We start from the raw sequence: 18416 nt of genomic DNA, 5'->3' as shown, positions 1-18416 counted from the left end.
CGACTACGGTTTGTGCGCGAACTAACGGGTCCGCAGAGGGGCCCGCGGACGGGTCAGCGGGTGAGGCCCGTGGAGTGTCGCCGCAGCGCGAACCACTGCCACAGCCACAGGAGCGCCCCGATGACGACGACCGACCCGATCCCGGCGATCACGAACGCCCAGCCGTTCTTCTCCACGGCCGTCGCGTTCAGGTCGTAGTCCTGGCCGGGGACCATCCGCCACGTGACGGTGCGGCCGTCGAGCTCCCCGTTGTGCTCGGTGACGGTGGCCGGGAAGTTCACGCTGATGAGGATCTCGGCGTCCTCGAACGCCTCCGGGTCGATGAACCCGGCCGCGCGCAGGTCCCAGTAGCCTTCGAGCCCGTACTCGCGCCCGTCGTGGTCGATGCGCAGGTAGCCCCACTCGTCGCCGCCGAACTCCGCGAAGTCCGACAGCGGCCGGTCGGTGAACGACGCGGTCTGCCCGGTGAACCCGCCCTCCCGGTACGGCACCCGCTCGGTCCCCGGCACGCCGTCGAGCAGCGCGTCCAGGAACGCGTCGAGTTCGGAGCGGCTCAGCCCCTCGTCCTGCGCCTGCTCCAGGAAGTCGTCGCTCCACGCCGCGGTGAACTCCCCGCCCACCGTGTCGTCGGGCCGCACCTCCAGCCCCAGGTCGAGCCTGACGCACCCGGAGGCGGCGGCCAGCACTCCCACCGCGGCGGCACCGGTCAGCACCCGGCGAGCAATACCCAGCATGCCCCCGAGCCTAAGCCCGCGAAACGGACGAAGCCGTGCTTTCGCCCACACCGCACCCGCAGATTCCCGCGGAATGTCGCACCTCGATGTCACGGTCCTTGAGTGGGGCGCTCCGAACGGGACTCCAAGACTCTCGCCGTGCCCGCTAGTCTGTGGGGGAGGAGGACCCCGTGTGCGCAGTCGATGAGGCGACCCTGGAGTCGCGGCCCGAGCCCGGGCGGCCGGAACCCAAGCGCGGCAACCCGATCAAACGCTGGGTGACCGACATGGTCGTGCGGCCGTGGTTCGCGCCGCTGCTCATCCTCACCTGCTTCGCGGGCGCGGCCGCGGGAGTGGTCGCCACGAACCCCACCGACGACACCGGCCCCACCACGTGCCTGTTCAAACTCGCCACCGGCTTCGACTGCCCCGGCTGCGGCGGCACCCGCGCGTTCTACTACGTGCTCACCCTGAACCTGCCCGAAGCCGCCCGCCACCACATGATGGCCGTCTTCGCCGCCCCGTTCCTCGCCTGGATGTACCTCGCCTGGGCCGTCCCGCGCCTGTTCCCCCGCCTCACCTGGCGCCTCCCCACGGTCCATCTCACCCCCGGCGTCGTCACCGCGTTCCTCTCCGCCTGGGCCGCGTTCTTCATCCTCCGCAACCTCCCCTGGGACCCCTTCACGTTCTTCTACGTCTGAACGCGAAGCGGCCCGGCCACCGAGGTGACCGGGCCCGCTAATGGGTGTTGATTGAAGCTCTTAAGCGAACGCGCTCGCGCGGTGCAGGTAGATGTCGCCCGACACCGAGCGCGCCCGCACCTCCAGGCTCGTCCCGTCGCTCGACGGCGCCGGGGACGTGTCGCCCGTCGCCAGCTCCGAGGTCACCGAGCCGGCCTTCGCGTCCAGGTCCACCCAGATGTCGGTGCCCGGGACCACGCCGAGGCTGATGCGCCCCGAGACCGTGTTCGCCCGGACCGAACCGGAGCGCAGCGCGCTCAGCTCGATCCCGCCAGAGAGGGTGTTCACGTTCGCGTTCGAGTCCAGCCGCTCGGCCGAGATCGAGCCCGCCACCGTCTTCGCCGAGAAGTCCCCGCCTACGTGGTCGGCCTTGACCTGCCCCGAGGCGGTGTTCGCGCGGAAGTCCTCGATCGCGTCGATGACGCTGATCGAACCCGACACGGTGTTCGCCTTGACGCTCGTCGCGCTCTCCACGGTCGCCGACCCGGCCACCGTGTTGATCGAGACCGCGCCCAGCTTGCCGTGCAGGCTGATCGGCGCCGACGTCGTCTTGACCGACACCTCCGAGCGGACCGGGACCTTCACCGAGAGGTGCACGCCGATCTCCTTGCGGAAGAACCAGTTCTGGGCCTTCTCGGGGGCCACCACGCGCAGGTGCCCGTTCTCGAACGACACGCTCGCGAGGTCGGCCGCGTCGCCGTCGCCGTCCGAGCGGCGCTGCGCGGGCTTCACCTCCACGAGGACCGTGTCCAGCTCGTGGGCGGTGACGGTGACCGAGCCGTCGGCGAGGGTGATCGCCGCCGTGACCGGCCCGTCGTGGGTGAATTCGGTGTACTCGTTCATCCTTACTGCTCCTAAGCCCGGGCGTAGCCGGTGATGCGCTGGCTGTACTTCGCGCCCGCGGGCTGCCCCGACGTGCGCGAGGCGTGGACCGCGTTGTTGATCGCGCGCACCAGCCAGGCGTTGACCGAAGCGCCGTCCTTGGAGGCGACGCGCTCGACGTCCTCCTTGAGCGACTCTGGCAGGCGCAGCGTGATGCGGGCGACGTCGTCGTCCACCGGCGGGGCCGGCGGCGGCGCGGCCTCGGCGGTCTCGCCGCCGCTGACGCGCAGGTCGACCTCCTTGCCGCGCACCCGCAGATCGACCGACGCCGAAGATCCGGCCTGGTCCAACCCGGCGGTGATCTCCGCGGCGGCCTCCGAGAGCGCCTCCATGAGCGCCAGGCGCGCACCCGCGTCGAGCGCTTCCGACAGCAGTTCCGCAGTCCGCGCGGCGTCCTCCCCGCCCGGCGCGGCGGCGGCGGTGAGGCTCCGGCGGAGCGATTCGATATACGGCGTCAAGTCCATGACACCATGATGACATCATTTCTGACGTCTGTCAAGCGGCGCGCTGGAGCCGGGACGCGGCGCCCGCCCCGCCCGCCCCACAGGGCACACCCCGACGCACCCCGCGGCCGGGCGCGTGCAGGACCACACTCCGCCGCCGAGTACCCTCAGAGAGTCGAGAACCAGCACTAACAGCCAGCGAACACGAACGAGGGGGAGCGGGGATGCCCGAAATCGTACCGATGGACGTCCGACTCATCGCCTGGACGCACTTCGAGGCGCCCGCAGACGTCCCCTGGGACACCGACGCCGACGGCGGACAGGCCCTCGCCGAGTTCGCCGGCCGCGCCTGCTACCAGTCGTGGACCAAGCCCAACCCCAAGACCGCCACCAACGCCGGCTACCTCGACCACATCCTCCAAGTCGGACACCTCTCGGTCCTCGAACACGGCACCGTCAGCTTCTACCTCAGCGGCATCTCCCGCTCCCTCACCCACGAGCTGATCCGCCACCGCCACTTCTCGTACTCCCAGCTCTCGCAGCGCTACGTCCCCGAGCGCGACGCCCACATGGTCGAGCCCGAAGTGATCGCGAACGACCCCGAGCTCCACGAGCGCTTCCTCGCCGCGGCCGACGCCGCCCAGAGCGCCTACGACGACCTCCTCGAAGGACTCGAAAAGAAGTTCGCCGACGTCAAGAACGGCACCCTGCGCCGAAAGCAGGCGCGCCAAGCGGCGCGATCGGTCCTCCCCAACGCCACCGAGACCCGCATCGTCGTGACCGGCAACTACCGCGCCTGGCGGCACTTCATCGCCATGCGCGCCTCCGAGCACGCCGACGTCGAGATCCGGGCGCTGGCCGTCGAATGCCTCAAGCAGCTCAAGGACAAGGCCGCGAACGTCTTCGCCGACTTCCAGATCGCGAAGCTCGACGACGGCACCGAGGTCGCCTCCAGCCCCTACGTCACCGAGGGGTAGAGCCGCCAGGCGCACCGCCCGCAGCCTCCGGCCCCCGCCTCCGCGCGGGGCCCGGTTCCGAGCCGCGGGCGCCACGAACTTGAGACAGTTATACGAAACGAGCGGCCGGGCAAGCGCCCCCGCCGCCGGAACCAGCATTGGTGAAAGCAGATGCGCAACACAACGCGCCCCTTCGGGCGAACACTCGCGGCCATGATCACGCCGTTCACGCCCTCAGGGGAACTCGACGTCCCCGGCACGGCCGCCCTCGCGCGCCACCTCGTCGACGAACAGGGCTGCGAGGGCCTCGTCCTCAACGGCACCACCGGCGAGTCGCCCACCACCACCGACGCCGAGAAGACCCAGGTCATCGAGGCCGTCCTCGAAGCCGTCGGCGACCGCGCCCACGTCGTCGCGGGCGCCTCCACCTACGACACCCGCCACTCGGTGCGCCTCGCGCAGGCCGCCGAGAAGGCCGGCGCGCACGGGCTCCTCCTCGTCACCCCCTACTACAACAAGCCCACCCAGGCCGGGATCGCCGCCCACTTCGAGGCCATCGCCGACGCCGTCTCGCTGCCCGCGATGCTCTACGACATCCCGCCGCGCTCGGTCCTCGGCATCGCCGAGGACACCTTCGCGCGCCTCGCGCAGCACGAGAACATCATCGCGTTCAAGGACGCCACCGGCGACGTCGTCAAGGCCCAGCGCGTCCGCGTCCAGACCGGCCTCGCCGCCTACTGCGGCGTCGACGAGCTCAACCTCGCCGCGTACGCCACCGGCCAGGTCGGCGTCGTCTCCGTGACCGCCCACCTCGTCGGCCGCCACATCAACGCGATGTTCGACGCCTTCGACGACGGCGACACCGCCAAGGCGCAGGCGATCAACGACGCCCTCCTGCCGCTGACCGACGCGGTCTTCAGCGGGCCCGGCCTCGTCGCCGTCAAGTCCGGCCTCGCCACCGCGGGCCTGCCCGCGGGGGAGCCGCGCCTGCCGCTGCTCCCCGCCGACGCCGACCTCTCCGCCCTCATCGCCGCCCGACTCGCCGACCTGAAGGAGGCCCGATGGGCCTGACCCGACCCAAGAACCTCGGCGAACCCGGCGCCCTCCCCGACGGGGCCCTCCGGGTCATCCCGCTCGGCGGCCTCGGCGCCATCGGCCGCAACATGACCCTCTTCGAGTACGAGGGCCGCCTGCTCATCGTCGACTGCGGGGTGCTCTTCCCCGACGTCGACCAGCCCGGCGTCGACCTGATCCTGCCGGACTTCACGCCGATCCTCGACCGCCTCGACGACATCGAGGCCATCGTCGTCACCCACGGCCACGAGGACCACATCGGCGCGATCCCGTTCCTGCTGGAGCACAAGAACGACATCCCCGTCGTCGGCTCCCGCTTCTCCGTCGCCCTCGTCGAGGCGAAGCTGCGCGAGCGGCGCATCAAGCCCGCCGGGATCGTCGTCGCCGAGAACGAGACGCTCCAGCTCGGCCCGTTCGGGTGCGAGTTCCTCGCCGTCAACCACTCCATCCCGGACGCGCTCGCCGTCGCGGTGCGCACCCCGGCCGGCCTGGTGCTCCACACCGGCGACTTCAAGATGGACCAGCTGCCGCTCGACGGGCGCATCACCGACCTCGCCGGGTTCGCGCGCCTCGGAGACCAGGGCGTGGACCTGCTCCTGTCGGACTCCACGAACGCGGAGATCCCCGGGTTCGTGACCTCCGAGCGCCAGATCGGCGCGGTCCTCGACAAGCTCTTCGAGGACGTCAAGGGCCGCATCATCGTCGCGTCCTTCGCGAGCCACGTGCACCGCGTGCAGCAGGTCATGGACGCGTCGTACGCGCACGGGCGCAAGATCGCGTTCGTGGGCCGCTCCATGGTGCGCAACATGGCGATCGCGCGCGACCTCGGCCTCCTGCACGTCCAGGACGGCCTCATCGTGAGCATGGACGAGGCGGTGCGCCTGCCCGCCGACGAGATCGTCTACATGAGCACCGGCTCCCAGGGCGAGCCGATGAGCGCCCTGGGCCGCATGGCCTCCGGCGACCACCGGCACATCACCGTCGAGCCCGACGACACGGTCATCCTCGCGTCGTCGCTGGTGCCCGGCAACGAGACCGCCGTGTACGGCGTGATCAACCGCCTGGCGCGCACGGGCGCGACGGTGATCCACAAGGACGTCGCGAAGGTCCACGTCTCCGGGCACGCCCCCGCGGGGGAGCTGCTGTATGTGCTCAACGTCGTGAAGCCCTCCAACATGATCCCGGTGCACGGCGAGGCCCGGCACCTCCAGGCGCACGCGCGCCTCGCGATCGAGTCGGGCGTCCCGGCCGACCAGGTCATCGTCATCGAGAACGGCGACGTGGTGGACCTGATCGACGGGCGCGCGCGCCTGGTCGGGCACATCCCGAACAACCTGATCTACGTCGACGGCCTGTCGGTCGGCGACGTCGGCGAGCCGGTGCTCAACGAGCGCCGCGTCCTCGGCGACGGCGGCTTCATCGCCGCGACGGTCGTGATCGACTCCGAGAACGGCAAGGTCGTCGGCGGTCCGACGGTGTCGGCGCGCGGGTTCTCGGAGGACCCGAAGGCGTTCGACGGGGTCCTGCCGCTGATCGGCGACGCCATGGAGCGCGCCGCGCAGGACGGGATCACCGATCCTCACCAGCTCCAGCAGATCCTGCGGCGCACTGTGGGGAAGTGGGTCAACGACACGTACCGGCGACGGCCTATGATCGTTCCCCACGTCCTTGAAGTCTGAAGGGCGCACGGACTTGAGGCCGACCGGCCTCGGCATATGAGAGAACGACCGGGGCGGCTCCGCCCCGATGTCTGAGTGAGTCTCATGTAAGCGGCGGGGCCGCTCCCGGGAGGGAGCGGCCCCGCCTCGCTGTCGTACCCCCGCGCTACTGTTGCGCCAGGGGTCCCTTAAGGGGGATTTATCGGCTTATAGCGGGATTTGCTAGCTTTTGGGGCTGATGGGGAGCGGGTTCGGGGGTTCCGAGCGGAGGTCGTTCACGACCATGTCGGCCGGGGCGTCGAGGACCGCGGTGATCTGGGCGGCCACCGACTCCGGGCTCATCGCCCGCGCCGGGTCGTAGTCCGAGTCGTACTGGTCCCGCAGGCCCCGCTGCATATCCGTGTCGAAATGCGACGGATAGAGGCTCGTCACCCGCAGCCCGTTCCCGCGCTCCTCCGCGCGCAGCGCGTCCGCGATCGCCTTGAGCGCGTGCTTGCTCGCCGCGTACGACGCCAGCTTCGGCGCCGCGTTCAGACCCGCCCCCGAGTTCAGGAACACCACGTGCCCCCGCGCCGCCCGCAGCGCGGGCAGCAGCAGCCGCGTCAGCTCCGCCACCGCCACCACGTTCACCGCGAGCGTCCGCTGCCACCACTCCAGGGTCTCGTCCTCCACGGAGTTGACATTGAGGACACCCGCATTGTGGACGAGCGCGTCCAGGCGCTCGATGCCCGCCGCCGCCACCGCGTCAGCCAGGCTCCCCGGCTCCGCGAGATCCGCCACCAGCGACTTCGCATGCGGCACGCCCGCGAGCGCCGACTCGCTGCGGGCGTGCGCGATCACGGTGTCGCCGCGCGCGCTCAGCCGCTCCGCCAGGGTCCGGCCGAGGCCGCGCCCCGCGCCGGTGACCAGGATAGTTTTTGACATGCCGTCACATTAGCCCCTCCCGTGTAGCCCTTCACGTCAACGCCGACCGGCGTGCGGGCGGTAACGTAAGGGCCATGATGGCCAGGACGAGCGGCAAGGGCGGCACCGCCCGCAAGTCGAGCGCGCCCGCGGCGCGCCGCAAGCCCACCGCCTCCTCAAGCGGCGCCAAGAAGACCGCCGCGAAGAAGACCGCGGCCCGAAGGCCCGCCAAGAAGACGACCGCGAACGCCGCCAAGCGCACCGCGAAGAAGGCCGCCAAGCGCCGCACCCGCGCCGACGCGATCCCCGGCCCCCTCGAAGCCCTCGGCATGGGCCTGCGCGGCCTGTGGATCGGCACCGCCCGCACCACCGGCTGGATGGCCCGCTCCGTCGGCAAGGAGGCCGCCACCGCCCGCGAGATCGACCCCGCGCACCGCCGCGACGGCCTCGGGCTCCTCCTCGTCGCCACCGCGATCGTCCTGGCGTGCGCCGTCTGGTTCGACGTCGCCGGGCCCGTCGGCGAGCGCTTCGCGTTCATCCTCGACTGGCTCCTCGGCCTCGCCACCCGCGCCCTCCCGGTCCTGTTGGTGCTGTGGGGCATCCGCGTCATGCGCCAGACGCCCCCCGAAGGCGCCCACGGCCGCTCGCTCGTCGGCTGGACCGCGATCTGGCTCTCCAGCCTCGGCCTGCTCCACCTCATGTCCGGGCTCCCCGCCGACATGGGCGAGCGCATGGTCGCGGGCGGGCAGCTCGGCTGGCTCGTCGGCGGCGGGCTCGCGCTGGCCGTCTCCGCATATGTCGCGTTCCCGCTCCTGGTGCTGCTCCTGCTGTTCGGGGTCCTCGTGGTCACCGCGACGCCGCTGAACCAGGTGCCGACGAAGCTCGCGCACCTGTGGGGCCTCGCCACGGGCAAAGTGGAGTCGTATGAGGATGACGACGAGGAGGGCGGCGCCGAGCCGCGGATGACGCGTGCCGAGAGCCGGGAGGCCAAGCGCCTCAAGGAGGAAGAGGCCCGCCGCGTCCACCGGCCCACCACGGTCCTGCCGCGGCTGGCGCCCGAGGAGGTCCCGGAGCTGGGGCAGGAGGACGAGGAGCCCCCGCCGCAGCGCCGGTCCGCGCCGATCGCGGCGCCCGAGCCGGTCCGCGAGCCCCCGAAGCACACGCCCGCGCCGAAGAGGGTCGAGCAGCCGACCCTCTCCGACGGCGCGATGGACGGCGACTACCGCCTGCCGCCGCTCGACATGCTCCCGACCGGCCCGGCCGCGAAGAAGCGCTCGAAAGCGAACGAGGTCGTCATCGCGGCCCTCCAGGAGGTCTTCGCGCAGTTCAACGTGGACGCCGCCGTCACCGGCTTCACGCGCGGCCCCACGGTCACCAGGTACGAAGTGGAGCTGGGCCCGGCGGTGAAGGTGGAGCGGATCATCCAGCTCTCGAAGAACATCGCGTACGCCGTCAAGAGCGCCGAGATCCGCATCATCAACCCGATCCCCGGCAAGAGCGCGGTCGGCGTCGAGATCCCCAACACCGACCGCGACGACGTGGCCCTCGGCGACGTGCTCCGCTCGCCGACCGCCCAGGCCGACGCGCACCCGATGATCGTGGGCCTCGGCAAGGACGTCGAGGGCGGCTACGTCCTCACGAACCTGACGAAGACCCCGCACATGCTCATCGCGGGCGCCACCGGCTCGGGCAAGTCCTCGTGCATCAACACGCTCCTGACGTCGATCCTGGTGCGGTCCACGCCCGAGCAGGTGCGCCTGCTCCTCATCGACCCCAAGCGGGTCGAGCTGTCGAACTACGAGGGCATCCCGCACCTGGTCCACCCGATCGTGACGAACCCGAAGAAGGCGTCCGACGCGCTGCAATGGGTGGTCAAGGAGATGGACATGCGGTACGAGGACCTCGCCTCGGCGGGCGTCCGGCACGTCGACGACTTCAACCGGAAGGTCCGCTCCGGGGAGCTCAAGGAGCACCCGGCGTCGGGCCGCGAGTTCCGCCCGCACCCGTACCTGCTGGTCATCGTCGACGAGCTGGCCGACCTGATGATGGTCGCGGCCCGCGACGTGGAGGACTCGGTCGTGCGCATCACGCAGCTCGCGCGGGCCGCCGGGATCCACCTGGTGCTCGCCACCCAGCGGCCCTCCGTGGACGTCGTCACCGGCCTCATCAAGGCCAACGTGCCGTCCCGCCTGGCGTTCTCGACCTCGTCGCTCGCCGACTCGCGGGTCATCCTCGACCAGCCCGGCGCCGAGAAGCTCGTGGGCCGCGGCGACGGCCTGTTCCTGCCGATGGGCGCCTCGAAGCCCGAGCGCATCCAGGGCGCGTGGGTCTCCGACGACGAGATCGAGGCGGTCGTGGCGCACGCGAAGGCCCAGATGGACGCCCAGTACATCGAGGAGGTCACCGCCGCGCCCGGCTCGACGCGCGAGATCGACCCGGACATCGGCGACGACCTGGAAGTGCTCATCCAGGCGATCGAGCAGGTCGTCACCACCCAGTTCGGGTCGACCTCGATGCTCCAGAGGAAGCTCCGCGTCGGCTTCGCGAAGGCCGGGCGGCTCATGGACCTCATGGAGACCCGCGGCGTGGTCGGCCCCTCGGAGGGCACGAAGGCCCGCGACGTGCTCGTCAAGCCCGACGAGCTCGACTCGGTCATCGCCTCCATCCAGGGCGAGCAGGCGTAGGAAGCGAGGAGGGGCCGGTCCGACCGGACCGGGCCCCTACTCGAAGCTGGCGGTCAATTCGTGCGTCTTGTCGCCGGTGATCGGCATCGAGATGCCCTCCTCGGGCCATTCGACCGGCCCTTCGGGGTGGAACGTCAGCGTGAACACGAGGCTGTCGGCCGGGACCGCGTACTCCAGGAAGTACGTGCGCCAGATCCCGTCGCCCCACTCCTCGTCCGTGTGCTCCACCGAGGCCGCCGTCAGCGCCCCGTTCGCGTCCGCGACCGCGAGCGCTTCTTCGGGATCGATGTTCCACTCCAGGCCCGACCCGGACTGGAGCCACCCGAACTGGAGCGCGAGGACCGCGCCGTCGTTCTCGGCCACCCAGCCCTCGCCGGGCTGGTACACCTCACGCGTGAGGGTGAATTCGGTGGAGTAGACCCAGTCGTCGAACCAGTACTCGTACGAGCCGGTCGACGTGTAGCCGTCGACGGAGTTCTCCACGACGTCGGTGGTCACCGTGTCCGTGGACCCGTTGTACAGGGCCTGGACGAGCCCCTCGCGGGTGCGCGCGCGCAGGTCCATCGTCTGGGTCCGCTCGGAGTCGGTCATCTCCAGCGTCACCGGCGCGTCCTTCTCGACGACCGCCAGGTACGCGGCCCCGGCCACGGGCGCGGTGCCCGCGAACTCCCACTCCTCGGAGCCGATGACGAGCTTCCCGGAGAGCTCGGTGAGGTCGTCCACCGCGTACGGGGCCTCCACGCCCGGCTCGGGCGCGAACTGCACGAGCGTGAACTCGTACCCGGGCGGCGGCGGCACGGTGATCGGGTGGTCCTCGCCGATGAGGTACTCCAACTGGAAGTCCGCGGGGACCTCGTCGAACGAGGCCACGCACTCGACGCGGAGCGCGAAGTGCGCGCCGCGCAGCAGCCCCTCGTCGCCCTCGAAGCGGTGCCCGCCCTCGCTCGGGCAGATCGAGACGGGCACTTCGTCGCTGGCGACCGAGTAGCCCGCGCGGGTGTTCAGCGTGCCCGTGGGCACCTCGCCGCACGCGGCGGCGCCGAGCGCGGCGGCCGCGGCGAGCGCCGCGAACGCGGCCCTGCGGGCGGGGCTGTTCCGGGGGATCCTGTCGGCTGGGGCGATGCCTTTGGGGGACATGGGACCAGCCTAAAGTATGGGTGCGACGCCCGGTGATCCGATGTTGCCCCAGCGCAGGAGGGCCGGGAACGGCCCGATTCGTCCGCCGGGCATTCGGCGCATACCGTCCGTGACCGGCCCGGAGCGGCCCCCGAGTGGGGTCGGCCACTCTACGCCCCGGACCACCGTGACGCTGCCCGCCGCCCCGGGCGTTCACCGGCCGCCCCTGGGTACGCTTTCTGGGTGTCATCAGCTCATTCGACCGCCGATTCGAACTCCCGCGCCGCAGGCAAGAGCGTCGCGCTCCTGACGCTCGGCTGCGCCCGCAACGAGACCGACTCCGAGGAGCTCGCCGCGCGCCTGGCCGCCGGCGGCTGGCGCATCAGCGACGACGGCGAGAACGCCGACGTGGTCATGGTCAACACCTGCGGGTTCATCGAGCAGGCCAAGACCGAGTCCATCGACGTGCTGCTGGAGGCCTCGAACACCGGCGCCAAGGTCGTGGCGACCGGCTGCATGGCGGAGCGGTACGGCCGCGAGCTCGCCGAGAGCCTCCCGGAAGCGGACGCCGTCCTCGGCTTCGACCACTACCCGGACATGGCCGCGCGCCTCGACGACATCCTCGCGGGCCGCACCATCGAGTCGCACCAGCCCGGCGACCGCCGCAAGCTCCTGCCGCTCGCCCCGGCCGCCCGCCAGGCCGCGGCAGCGGTCGTGCCCGGCCACTCGCGCGCCGCGCAGGCCGACGGCGCCGCGCTCGCCGCGGGCGCCCCGCAGCACCTCGCGGTGGTCCGCAAGCGCCTCACCGACGGCCCCGTCGCGAACCTGAAGCTCGCGTCCGGGTGCGACCGGCGCTGCACGTTCTGCGCGATCCCCACGTTCCGCGGCTCGTTCGTGTCCCGCACGCCCGAGGAGATCCTCGCCGAGGCCGCATGGCTCGCCTCCGAAGGCGTCAAGGAGCTCAACCTCGTCTCGGAGAACACCACCTCGTACGGCAAGGACCTGCCCGACACGCAGGCCCTGGAGCACCTCCTCGAAGGCATGGCCGCGATCGACGGCATCGAGTGGATCCGCCTGTCGTACCTCCAGCCCGCGGAGCTGCGCCCGAGCCTCATCGAGGCGATGCACCGCACGGAGAAAGTGGTCCCCTACTTCGACCTGTCGTTCCAGCACTCCTCGGCGAAGGTCCTGCGGCGCATGCGCCGCTTCGGCTCGACCGAGAACTTCCTGGCGCTGCTCGACCAGATCCGCGCGGTGTCCCCGCTCGCGGGCGCCCGCACGAACGTGATCGTCGGCTTCCCCGGCGAGACCGAGGAGGACGTGGAGGAGCTCATGGGCTTCCTCGAAGCGGCCCGCCTCGACTCCACGGGCGTGTTCGCGTACTCCGACGAGGACGGCACCGAGGCGGTCGACCTCGACGGCCACGTCCCCGAGGACGAGGTCCAGGACCGCCACACCCGCGTCGCGATGCTCGTCGACGAGCTGGTGAGCCAGCGCGCCGCCGAGCGCGTCGGGGAGACGATGACGGTGCTCGTCGAGTCCGTGGAGGACGACGGCGTGGACGGCCGCGGCGCCCACCAGGCGCCGGAGGTCGACGGCACGGTCGCCCTGGTCGGCGAGGTCGAGGGCCTGGAGCCCGGCGACTTCGTGACCGCGAAGGTCGTGGACTCGCACGGCGTGGACCTGGTGGCGGAACTCGTCGAGGAGGCCTGGTGACCGCCGACCCCCCGGTGTCGCCGTGGAACATCGCGAACGTGGTGACCGTGGCCCGGATCTTCCTGGTGCCGGTGTTCGCGGTGTTCGTGGTCCTGTCGGGGATGGAGCACACGGGGTGGCGGGTCGCGGCCTGCCTGCTGTTCGTGTTCATCTCGGCGACGGACTTCGTGGACGGGTGGCTGGCGCGCTCGCGCGGCCTGGTGACCGATTTCGGCAAGCTGGCGGACCCGATCGCGGACAAGGCGCTGATCGGGACGGCCCTGGTGCTGCTGAGCTACTACGACGCCCTGCCGTGGTGGGTGACGGTGGTGATCCTGGTGCGCGAGCTGGGGATCACGGTGTGGCGCATGACGATCCGCAACCGCACGGTGGTGGCGGCGGACCGCGGCGGGAAGCTGAAGACGGTCCTCCAGATCACGGCGGTGTCGTGGATGCTGTTCCCGTGGCCGGCGCCGCTGGACGCGGCGGGGCTGTGGCTGATGTACGCGGCGGCGATCCTCACGGTCCTGACGGGAATGGATTACCTCTGGAAAGCATTCAAATCTAGGGAGAGCGAGCCGAACCGGTCGAGCTAGGCTTGCAGGACCCGTTTAGGCTCATATGAGCGACCGCGGCGTGGAGGAGAACCCTATGGTGTTGTTGAGGGAACTGCTGGGAGAGACCCTGCGTCGTCGTCGCCGCGCCCAGAAGCGGACGCTGCGTGACGTGTCGAAGCAGGCGAATGTGAGCTTGGGCTACCTCTCGGAGATCGAACGGGGCCACAAGGAGCCGTCGAGCGAGCTGCTGGCGTCCGTGTGCGGGGCGCTCCAGGTGCGCCTGTCGGAGGTGCTCGCGGAGGTGTCGCGGGAGGTCGCGGCGCACGAGCGCGGCGACGAGGCCCCGCAGCACCCGCAGGCCAGGCAGGTGCCGGTGCTGCTGCCGTCGCGGGAGCAGGCCGCCGCCGCGGAGGAGTCGCGGCGCCGCCGTCCGGCCGCCGCCATCGCGCAGGTCCGGTCCCGCCACCGCCGTGGCGAGGTGTCCGATTCGGTGGTCCGCGCGGCCGCCTGACTGCGTACCTGAACGCCGTACCCGATGATGTAGTTTTGCGATGGAGGCGTCACCCCTGTCCCGCAAGAGTGGCGCCGATGTCCGACACTAGAGGCAAGTCGGCGTTGCAGTTGCAAAATGTATGGCTCGCAAGCTTCGCCAAGTGAGCACCGGAAGGACCCCGATAATGGCCAATCCGTTCGTCAAGGGCTGGAAATACATGATGGCGCTCTTCGGTGCGAAGATCGACGAGTACGCCGACCCCAAGATCCAGATCCAGCAGGCGATCGAGGAGGCGCAGAAGCAGCACCAGGCGCTGGTGGGGCAGGCCGCCTCGGTGATCGGGAACCAGCGGCAGCTGGAGATGAAGCTGAACCGCTCGATGTCCGAGGTGGAGCGGCTCCAGGCGCAGGCGCGCCAGGCGCTGGTGCTGGCGGACAAGGCCCGCGCCGACGGCGACGAGGCGAAGGCGCAGCAGTTCGAGTCGACCGCCGAGATCCTCGCCGGGCAGCTGGTCTCCACCGAGCAGTCCCTTGAGGACATGAAGGTGATGCACGACCAGGCGCTGACGGCCGCCGATCAGGCGAAGAAGGCCGTCGAGAACAACCAGATGATCCTCCAGCAGAAGCTCCAGGAGCGCACGAAGCTGCTCGGCCAGCTGGAGCAGGCGAAGATGCAGGAGACGATCGCCTCGTCCCTGGAGCAGATGTCGCAGACCGCCGCGCCCGGGAACGTGCCGAACTTCGACGAGATCCGCGACAAGATCGAGGGCCGGTACTCGAACGCGATGGGCCGCGCCGAGCTCGCCTCGAACTCGGTCGAGGGCCGCCTCCTCGAAGTGAACCGCGCCACCCGCGACATGGCGGGGGCCTCGCGCCTGGAGCAGATCCGCGCCTCCCTTGAGGGCGACCAGCTCTCGGGCGGCAAGGAGAAGGCGCAGATCGAGTCGAAGGAGTCGGTCACGAACGCCCGCCTCGCCGACATCCGCGCGTCCCTCGACGAGGGGACCGCGGAGGCGGACAAGACCAACAGCTAAGGACGCCCGGTGGACGCCAAGGAACGCAAGCGCGCGTTCAAGCGCCTGCGCTCCCGCCTGGCCTCCGCCAAGTCCTGGACCACCACTGCCGGCGGCGCCGCCGCCGGCAGTGCGTTCTTCATCCCGTACGCGGGTCTCGGTGCGCCCGACGGGATCTGGGTGACGATCGCGGGGTTCTCCACGGCGATGGCCGTGGTCCGCTGGTTCGACTACCGGCGCCTGGCGCGGGCGCTGCCCGAGTCGGAGCGGGCGTCGCTGGAGCTGCACGGCCCGGCGAAGCTCGCGAGCGAGGCGAAGGGTCTGTTCGGGGAAGCGGCCGACGCGATCCGCCGGGGCCGCATCAGGGACCAGTTCAAGCGCAGCCGGGCGCTGCGGCCCTACGAGCGCCTGGAGCAGGCGTCCATTGCGGCCGAGCGGATGGCGAACCGCTTGCAGGGCAACGAGGAGGCCGTGGCGATCCTCGCCGGGGCGGGGCAGGCCGGGCGCGAGCTGTACCAGCTCGCGTTGAGCGTCAAGGACGTCGAGCAGGCGCTCGCGGTGTCGCCGTCGATGAAGCGCACGGGCCTCCAGGACGGCCTGGACCGGATGGTCGAGCGGCTCGAATCGGGCGTGACCGCCTACGAGGACATGGTGACCGCGGCAGGGGAGTGCCTGGCCGGGTCGATCGGCCTCCAGCACGAGCTGACCGCGCACCGCGCGGACGAGACCCTCGACATGCTCACCGACGCGGCCGACCGGCTGCGCGCCGCGGGCGACGCGGCGAGCGAGATCCGCGGCCGGATCGGCGAGCAGCGCGCCTGAGCCCGCGTACATGAATATGTCTAATTTGGTGTAATCTCCGGGTGAAAGCCCGTATTCTTCCCACCGCGCTCGCCGCTGCCGCCGCCCTGCTTCCTGCCGCGCCCGCCCAAGCCGCGGACCCGGTCCCCGACGAACCGGTCCGCATGTACCTCAAGGACCACCCGGACCTGACGCTCGCCCAGCAGAACGGCGCGGTCCGCCTCACTGCCGACGGCGACCTGTGGACGCTCCGCGCCGTCGAGGCCCTCCAGGACCTCGGCGAGTACCAGGTCGTCCGCGAGAGCGACGGGAAGTGCCTGTCCGCGGACGTCTCCGGCGGCGGCGAGACCGCGCCCGTGTTCCTCGCCGACTGCGCGAGCGCCGACGCCTGGAACGTCGTCTTCGACGACGCGCCGTCCAATGCGGACTTCCGGTTCATCGGCACCGACGGCTACTACCTCGGCCTCGCCCACGACGCCGACGCCGTCGAAGGCGCCGAGGTCGTCGCCGTCGCGCTCGGCGACGGCGCCAGCCCCTCCCGCCACTTCCAGGAGTGGCTGTTCGCCGCCGTCCCGCCCGAGACGCCCTCGCCCACGCCCTCAGAGACGCCTTCGTCGGAGGCCCCGTCGACCACGCCGCCCGCGGCCCAGCCGCAGCTGCCTACCACCGGCGCCGGGCTCGGCGCCGTCCTCGGCGCGGGCGCCGTCGCCCTCGCCGGAGGCGCCGCGCTCCTCTTCTGGTGGCAGCGCCGCCGCGCCTTCCGCTCGGACTGGTAGCGCATCGTCCACAACGACACAGTGATTCCCACAATGCGGGAAATGCTGGGCGGCCCCGTCCGCCGGTGGCATACTTCCTCTCGTGACTTTTCAGCTCATGATTAGCTGCGGGCGTTCCGCGAGGCCGTGATGCCATCGCCGAACGCCAGACCTCCTGCGCCCGCAGGGGGTCTTTTTCGTTCAGGGCAAACGAACGTTCAGGTCCGACGCGCAGCACAGGACCCATCGGCAGACAGGACTTGGAGCACCAAGTGACGCAAGCAGACTCCGCTACACAACCCGGCGAGGCGGAAACCGGCGCCGGGGACTTCCACGTCTTCGACACCACGCTCCGCGACGGCGCCCAGATGGAGGGCCTGCGCTACTCCGTCGCCGACAAGCTCGCGGTGGCCGAACTCCTCGACGAGCTCGGCGTCGACTACATCGAGGGCGGCTGGCCCGGCGCGATCCCCTCGGACACCGAATTCTTCGCCCGCGCCGCGGACGAGCTGAACTTCAAGCACGCCAGGCTGGTCGCCTTCGGCATGACCCGGCGCGCCGCCTCCACCGCCGCCGAGGACCCCGGCTTCCAGGCCCTCCTCGACTCCCGCGCGCCCGTCCTGTGCCTCGTCGCCAAGTCCGACATGCGCCACGTCGAGCAGGCCCTGAAGACCACGCCCGAAGAGAACCTCGCGATGATCGCCGACTCCGTCCGCACCGGACGCGAGCACGACCGCCAGGTCTTCATCGACTGCGAGCACTTCTTCGACGGCTACCGCCACGACCCCGTCTACGCCGCCCTCGTCGTCAAGACCGCCCTCGACGCCGGGGCCGAAGCGGTCGTCCTGTGCGACACCAACGGCGGCTCCATCCCCTCCGACATCACCGCGGCCTTCACCGACCTGCGCGCCCGCCTCGCCGCCGACCTCCCGCCCGAGCGCATCCGCCTCGGCATGCACGCCCAGAACGACACCGGCTGCGCCGTCGCCAACACCGTCGCCGCCGTCGAGGCCGGGGCCATGCACGTCCAGGGCACCGCCAACGGCTACGGCGAGCGCCCCGGCAACGCGAACCTCTTCACCGTCATCGCGAACCTGGAGACCAAGCTCGGCCGCAAGGTCCTCCCCGACGGCGGCCTGGAGAAGCTCACCCGCGTCTCCCACGCCATCGCCGAGATCGCCAACATGACCCCCGACGAGCACGCCCCCTACACCGGCCACGCCGCGTTCGCCCACAAGGCGGGCATCCACGCCTCCGCGATCAAAGCCGACCCGGCCCTGTACAACCACATCGAGCCCGAGCTCGTCGGCAACGACATGCGCATCCTGGTCACCGAGATGGCCGGCCGCGCCTCCGTCGAGCTCAAGGGCCGCGAACTCGGCATCGACCTCGCCGGAGACAAGGACGCCCTCGACCGCATCACCAAGCGCGTCAAGGAACTCGAATCCAAAGGCTGGTCCTTCGAGGCCGCCGACGCCTCCTTCGAGCTGCTCGTCCGCGACGAAGTGGAGGGCGGCCTGCCGCGGCCCTTCACGCTCGACACGTACCGCGTCATCGTCGACCACGACCCGAACGGCGCCACCGTCGCCGAGGCCACCGTCCGCGTCGACGTCGAAGGCGAGCGCGTCATCTCCACGGCGCAGGGGAACGGCCCTGTCAACGCCCTCGACGCCGCGCTGCGCTCCGCGCTGGCCGCCCGCCACCCGCGCCTGGCCGAGCTGACGCTCTCGGACTTCAAGGTCCGCATCCTCGCCGGGTCCACCGGCACCGACGCGGTCACCCGCGTCCTCATCTCCATGAGCGACGGCGAAGCCGAGTGGACCACGGTCGGCGTCGCCCCCAACCTCATCGAGGCGTCCTGGAACGCCCTCGCGGACGGCCTCGCCTACGGGCTGAACCGCCGCTGACTTCAGGCCACGAGCCGCCCGGACCGG

Annotated in this window: 17 protein-coding genes; 12 read left to right on the top strand and 5 right to left on the bottom strand. The window is 71.0% G+C overall.

The window, feature by feature from the left end; genetic code table 11:
* Positions 1-53: 53 nt before the first annotated feature.
* A complete protein-coding gene (locus tag WA640_RS02130; RefSeq protein ID WP_146147938.1) occupies positions 54-734 on the bottom strand; it encodes an LppM family (lipo)protein in 681 nt (226 codons plus the stop codon).
* A gap of 170 nt (positions 735-904) precedes the next feature.
* Here WA640_RS02130 and WA640_RS02125 point away from each other — a divergent pair, with 170 nt between their 5' ends.
* Entirely contained in the window at positions 905-1414 is a 510-nt protein-coding gene (locus WA640_RS02125) for a DUF2752 domain-containing protein (protein ID WP_335985859.1), read from the top strand.
* Positions 1415-1474: 60 nt separating this feature from the next.
* Here the strand turns inward: WA640_RS02125 and WA640_RS02120 are convergent, their stop codons facing one another.
* Both WA640_RS02120 and WA640_RS02115 read right to left on the bottom strand, forming a co-directional pair.
* Positions 1475-2296: a DUF4097 family beta strand repeat-containing protein gene (locus tag WA640_RS02120; protein WP_335985857.1), complete on the bottom strand. Its 822-nt coding sequence runs from the start codon at positions 2294-2296 to the stop codon at positions 1475-1477.
* Between the two features lie 11 nt (positions 2297-2307).
* Positions 2308-2799, bottom strand: a complete 492-nt coding sequence (locus WA640_RS02115; RefSeq protein WP_106362061.1) for a hypothetical protein — start codon at positions 2797-2799, stop codon at positions 2308-2310.
* 203 nt (positions 2800-3002) lie between these two features.
* Between WA640_RS02115 and thyX the strand changes: the two genes are divergently transcribed.
* The 3 genes from thyX to WA640_RS02100 all read left to right on the top strand — a co-directional run bounded on the left by thyX (position 3003) and on the right by WA640_RS02100 (position 6487).
* The gene (gene thyX / locus WA640_RS02110) at positions 3003-3755 is read left to right on the top strand and encodes an FAD-dependent thymidylate synthase (protein ID WP_106362062.1); all 753 of its coding nucleotides are present in this window, start codon (positions 3003-3005) and stop codon (positions 3753-3755) included.
* 150 nt (positions 3756-3905) lie between these two features.
* Positions 3906-4805 carry a 4-hydroxy-tetrahydrodipicolinate synthase gene (dapA, locus tag WA640_RS02105; protein WP_335985853.1) on the top strand — a complete coding sequence of 300 codons (900 nt, stop codon included), beginning with the start codon at positions 3906-3908 and terminating at the stop codon, positions 4803-4805.
* Positions 4796-6487, top strand: coding sequence for a ribonuclease J (locus tag WA640_RS02100; protein ID WP_106362064.1), 1692 nt, complete (start codon positions 4796-4798; stop codon positions 6485-6487). The genes dapA and WA640_RS02100 overlap by 10 nt, the downstream gene beginning before the upstream one ends.
* A 201-nt stretch (positions 6488-6688) precedes the next feature.
* Here the strand turns inward: WA640_RS02100 and WA640_RS02095 are convergent, their stop codons facing one another.
* Positions 6689-7390, bottom strand: coding sequence for an SDR family oxidoreductase (locus WA640_RS02095; RefSeq protein ID WP_335985852.1), 702 nt, complete (start codon positions 7388-7390; stop codon positions 6689-6691).
* Positions 7391-7464: 74 nt separating this feature from the next.
* Here WA640_RS02095 and WA640_RS02090 point away from each other — a divergent pair, with 74 nt between their 5' ends.
* Positions 7465-10053 carry an FtsK/SpoIIIE family DNA translocase gene (locus tag WA640_RS02090; RefSeq protein ID WP_335985851.1) on the top strand — a complete coding sequence of 863 codons (2589 nt, stop codon included), beginning with the start codon at positions 7465-7467 and terminating at the stop codon, positions 10051-10053.
* A gap of 36 nt (positions 10054-10089) precedes the next feature.
* Here the strand turns inward: WA640_RS02090 and WA640_RS02085 are convergent, their stop codons facing one another.
* On the bottom strand, positions 10090-11190 hold the full coding sequence (locus WA640_RS02085; RefSeq protein WP_335985850.1) for a hypothetical protein: 1101 nt from the start codon (positions 11188-11190) through the stop codon (positions 10090-10092).
* A 222-nt stretch (positions 11191-11412) separates the two neighbouring features.
* Here WA640_RS02085 and rimO point away from each other — a divergent pair, with 222 nt between their 5' ends.
* The 7 genes from rimO (at position 11413) to cimA (ending at position 18389) form a co-directional block, all read left to right on the top strand.
* Positions 11413-12885, top strand: coding sequence for a 30S ribosomal protein S12 methylthiotransferase RimO (gene rimO / locus WA640_RS02080; protein WP_335985849.1), 1473 nt, complete (start codon positions 11413-11415; stop codon positions 12883-12885).
* Entirely contained in the window at positions 12882-13460 is a 579-nt protein-coding gene (gene pgsA / locus WA640_RS02075) for a CDP-diacylglycerol--glycerol-3-phosphate 3-phosphatidyltransferase (protein ID WP_335985848.1), read from the top strand. Before rimO ends, pgsA begins: the two co-directional genes overlap by 4 nt.
* A gap of 55 nt (positions 13461-13515) precedes the next feature.
* Positions 13516-13932, top strand: coding sequence for a helix-turn-helix domain-containing protein (locus WA640_RS02070; protein WP_106362599.1), 417 nt, complete (start codon positions 13516-13518; stop codon positions 13930-13932).
* Between the two features lie 166 nt (positions 13933-14098).
* Positions 14099-14947, top strand: coding sequence for a PspA/IM30 family protein (locus WA640_RS02065; RefSeq protein WP_106362069.1), 849 nt, complete (start codon positions 14099-14101; stop codon positions 14945-14947).
* Positions 14948-14956: 9 nt separating this feature from the next.
* Entirely contained in the window at positions 14957-15748 is a 792-nt protein-coding gene (pspM, locus tag WA640_RS02060; protein WP_335985845.1) for a phage shock envelope stress response protein PspM, read from the top strand.
* A gap of 41 nt (positions 15749-15789) precedes the next feature.
* Positions 15790-16503 (top strand): LPXTG cell wall anchor domain-containing protein, encoded by a 714-nt coding sequence (locus tag WA640_RS02055; RefSeq protein ID WP_335985844.1) that lies wholly within the window; start codon positions 15790-15792, stop codon positions 16501-16503.
* 347 nt (positions 16504-16850) lie between these two features.
* Positions 16851-18389, top strand: a complete 1539-nt coding sequence (cimA, locus tag WA640_RS02050; RefSeq protein ID WP_442904677.1) for a citramalate synthase — start codon at positions 16851-16853, stop codon at positions 18387-18389.
* Positions 18390-18416 lie beyond the last annotated feature (27 nt).

It is taken from the genome of Glycomyces sp. MUSA5-2, assembly GCF_037034145.1.
GTDB lineage: Bacteria > Actinomycetota > Actinomycetes > Mycobacteriales > Micromonosporaceae > Glycomyces > Glycomyces artemisiae.
Note: the sequence above shows the minus strand (reverse complement) of the source record. Positions and strands in the feature narration are given on the sequence as shown.

Bases quoted from the DNA above. Each gene is read 5' to 3' on its own strand.
- WA640_RS02130 (WP_146147938.1), bottom strand. From the start codon at position 734: ATGCTGGGTATTGCTCGCCGGGTGCTGACCGGTGCCGCCGCGGTGGGA.
- WA640_RS02120 (WP_335985857.1), bottom strand. From the start codon at position 2,296: ATGAACGAGTACACCGAATTCACCCACGACGGGCCGGTCACGGCGGCG.
- WA640_RS02115 (WP_106362061.1), bottom strand. From the start codon at position 2,799: ATGGACTTGACGCCGTATATCGAATCGCTCCGCCGGAGCCTCACCGCC.
- thyX (WP_106362062.1), top strand. From the start codon at position 3,003: ATGCCCGAAATCGTACCGATGGACGTCCGACTCATCGCCTGGACGCAC.
- dapA (WP_335985853.1), top strand. From the start codon at position 3,906: ATGCGCAACACAACGCGCCCCTTCGGGCGAACACTCGCGGCCATGATC.
- WA640_RS02100 (WP_106362064.1), top strand. From the start codon at position 4,796: ATGGGCCTGACCCGACCCAAGAACCTCGGCGAACCCGGCGCCCTCCCC.
- WA640_RS02095 (WP_335985852.1), bottom strand. From the start codon at position 7,390: ATGTCAAAAACTATCCTGGTCACCGGCGCGGGGCGCGGCCTCGGCCGG.
- WA640_RS02090 (WP_335985851.1), top strand. From the start codon at position 7,465: ATGATGGCCAGGACGAGCGGCAAGGGCGGCACCGCCCGCAAGTCGAGC.
- WA640_RS02085 (WP_335985850.1), bottom strand. From the start codon at position 11,190: ATGTCCCCCAAAGGCATCGCCCCAGCCGACAGGATCCCCCGGAACAGC.
- WA640_RS02070 (WP_106362599.1), top strand. From the start codon at position 13,516: ATGGTGTTGTTGAGGGAACTGCTGGGAGAGACCCTGCGTCGTCGTCGC.
- WA640_RS02065 (WP_106362069.1), top strand. From the start codon at position 14,099: ATGGCCAATCCGTTCGTCAAGGGCTGGAAATACATGATGGCGCTCTTC.
- cimA (WP_442904677.1), top strand. From the start codon at position 16,851: ATGGAGGGCCTGCGCTACTCCGTCGCCGACAAGCTCGCGGTGGCCGAA.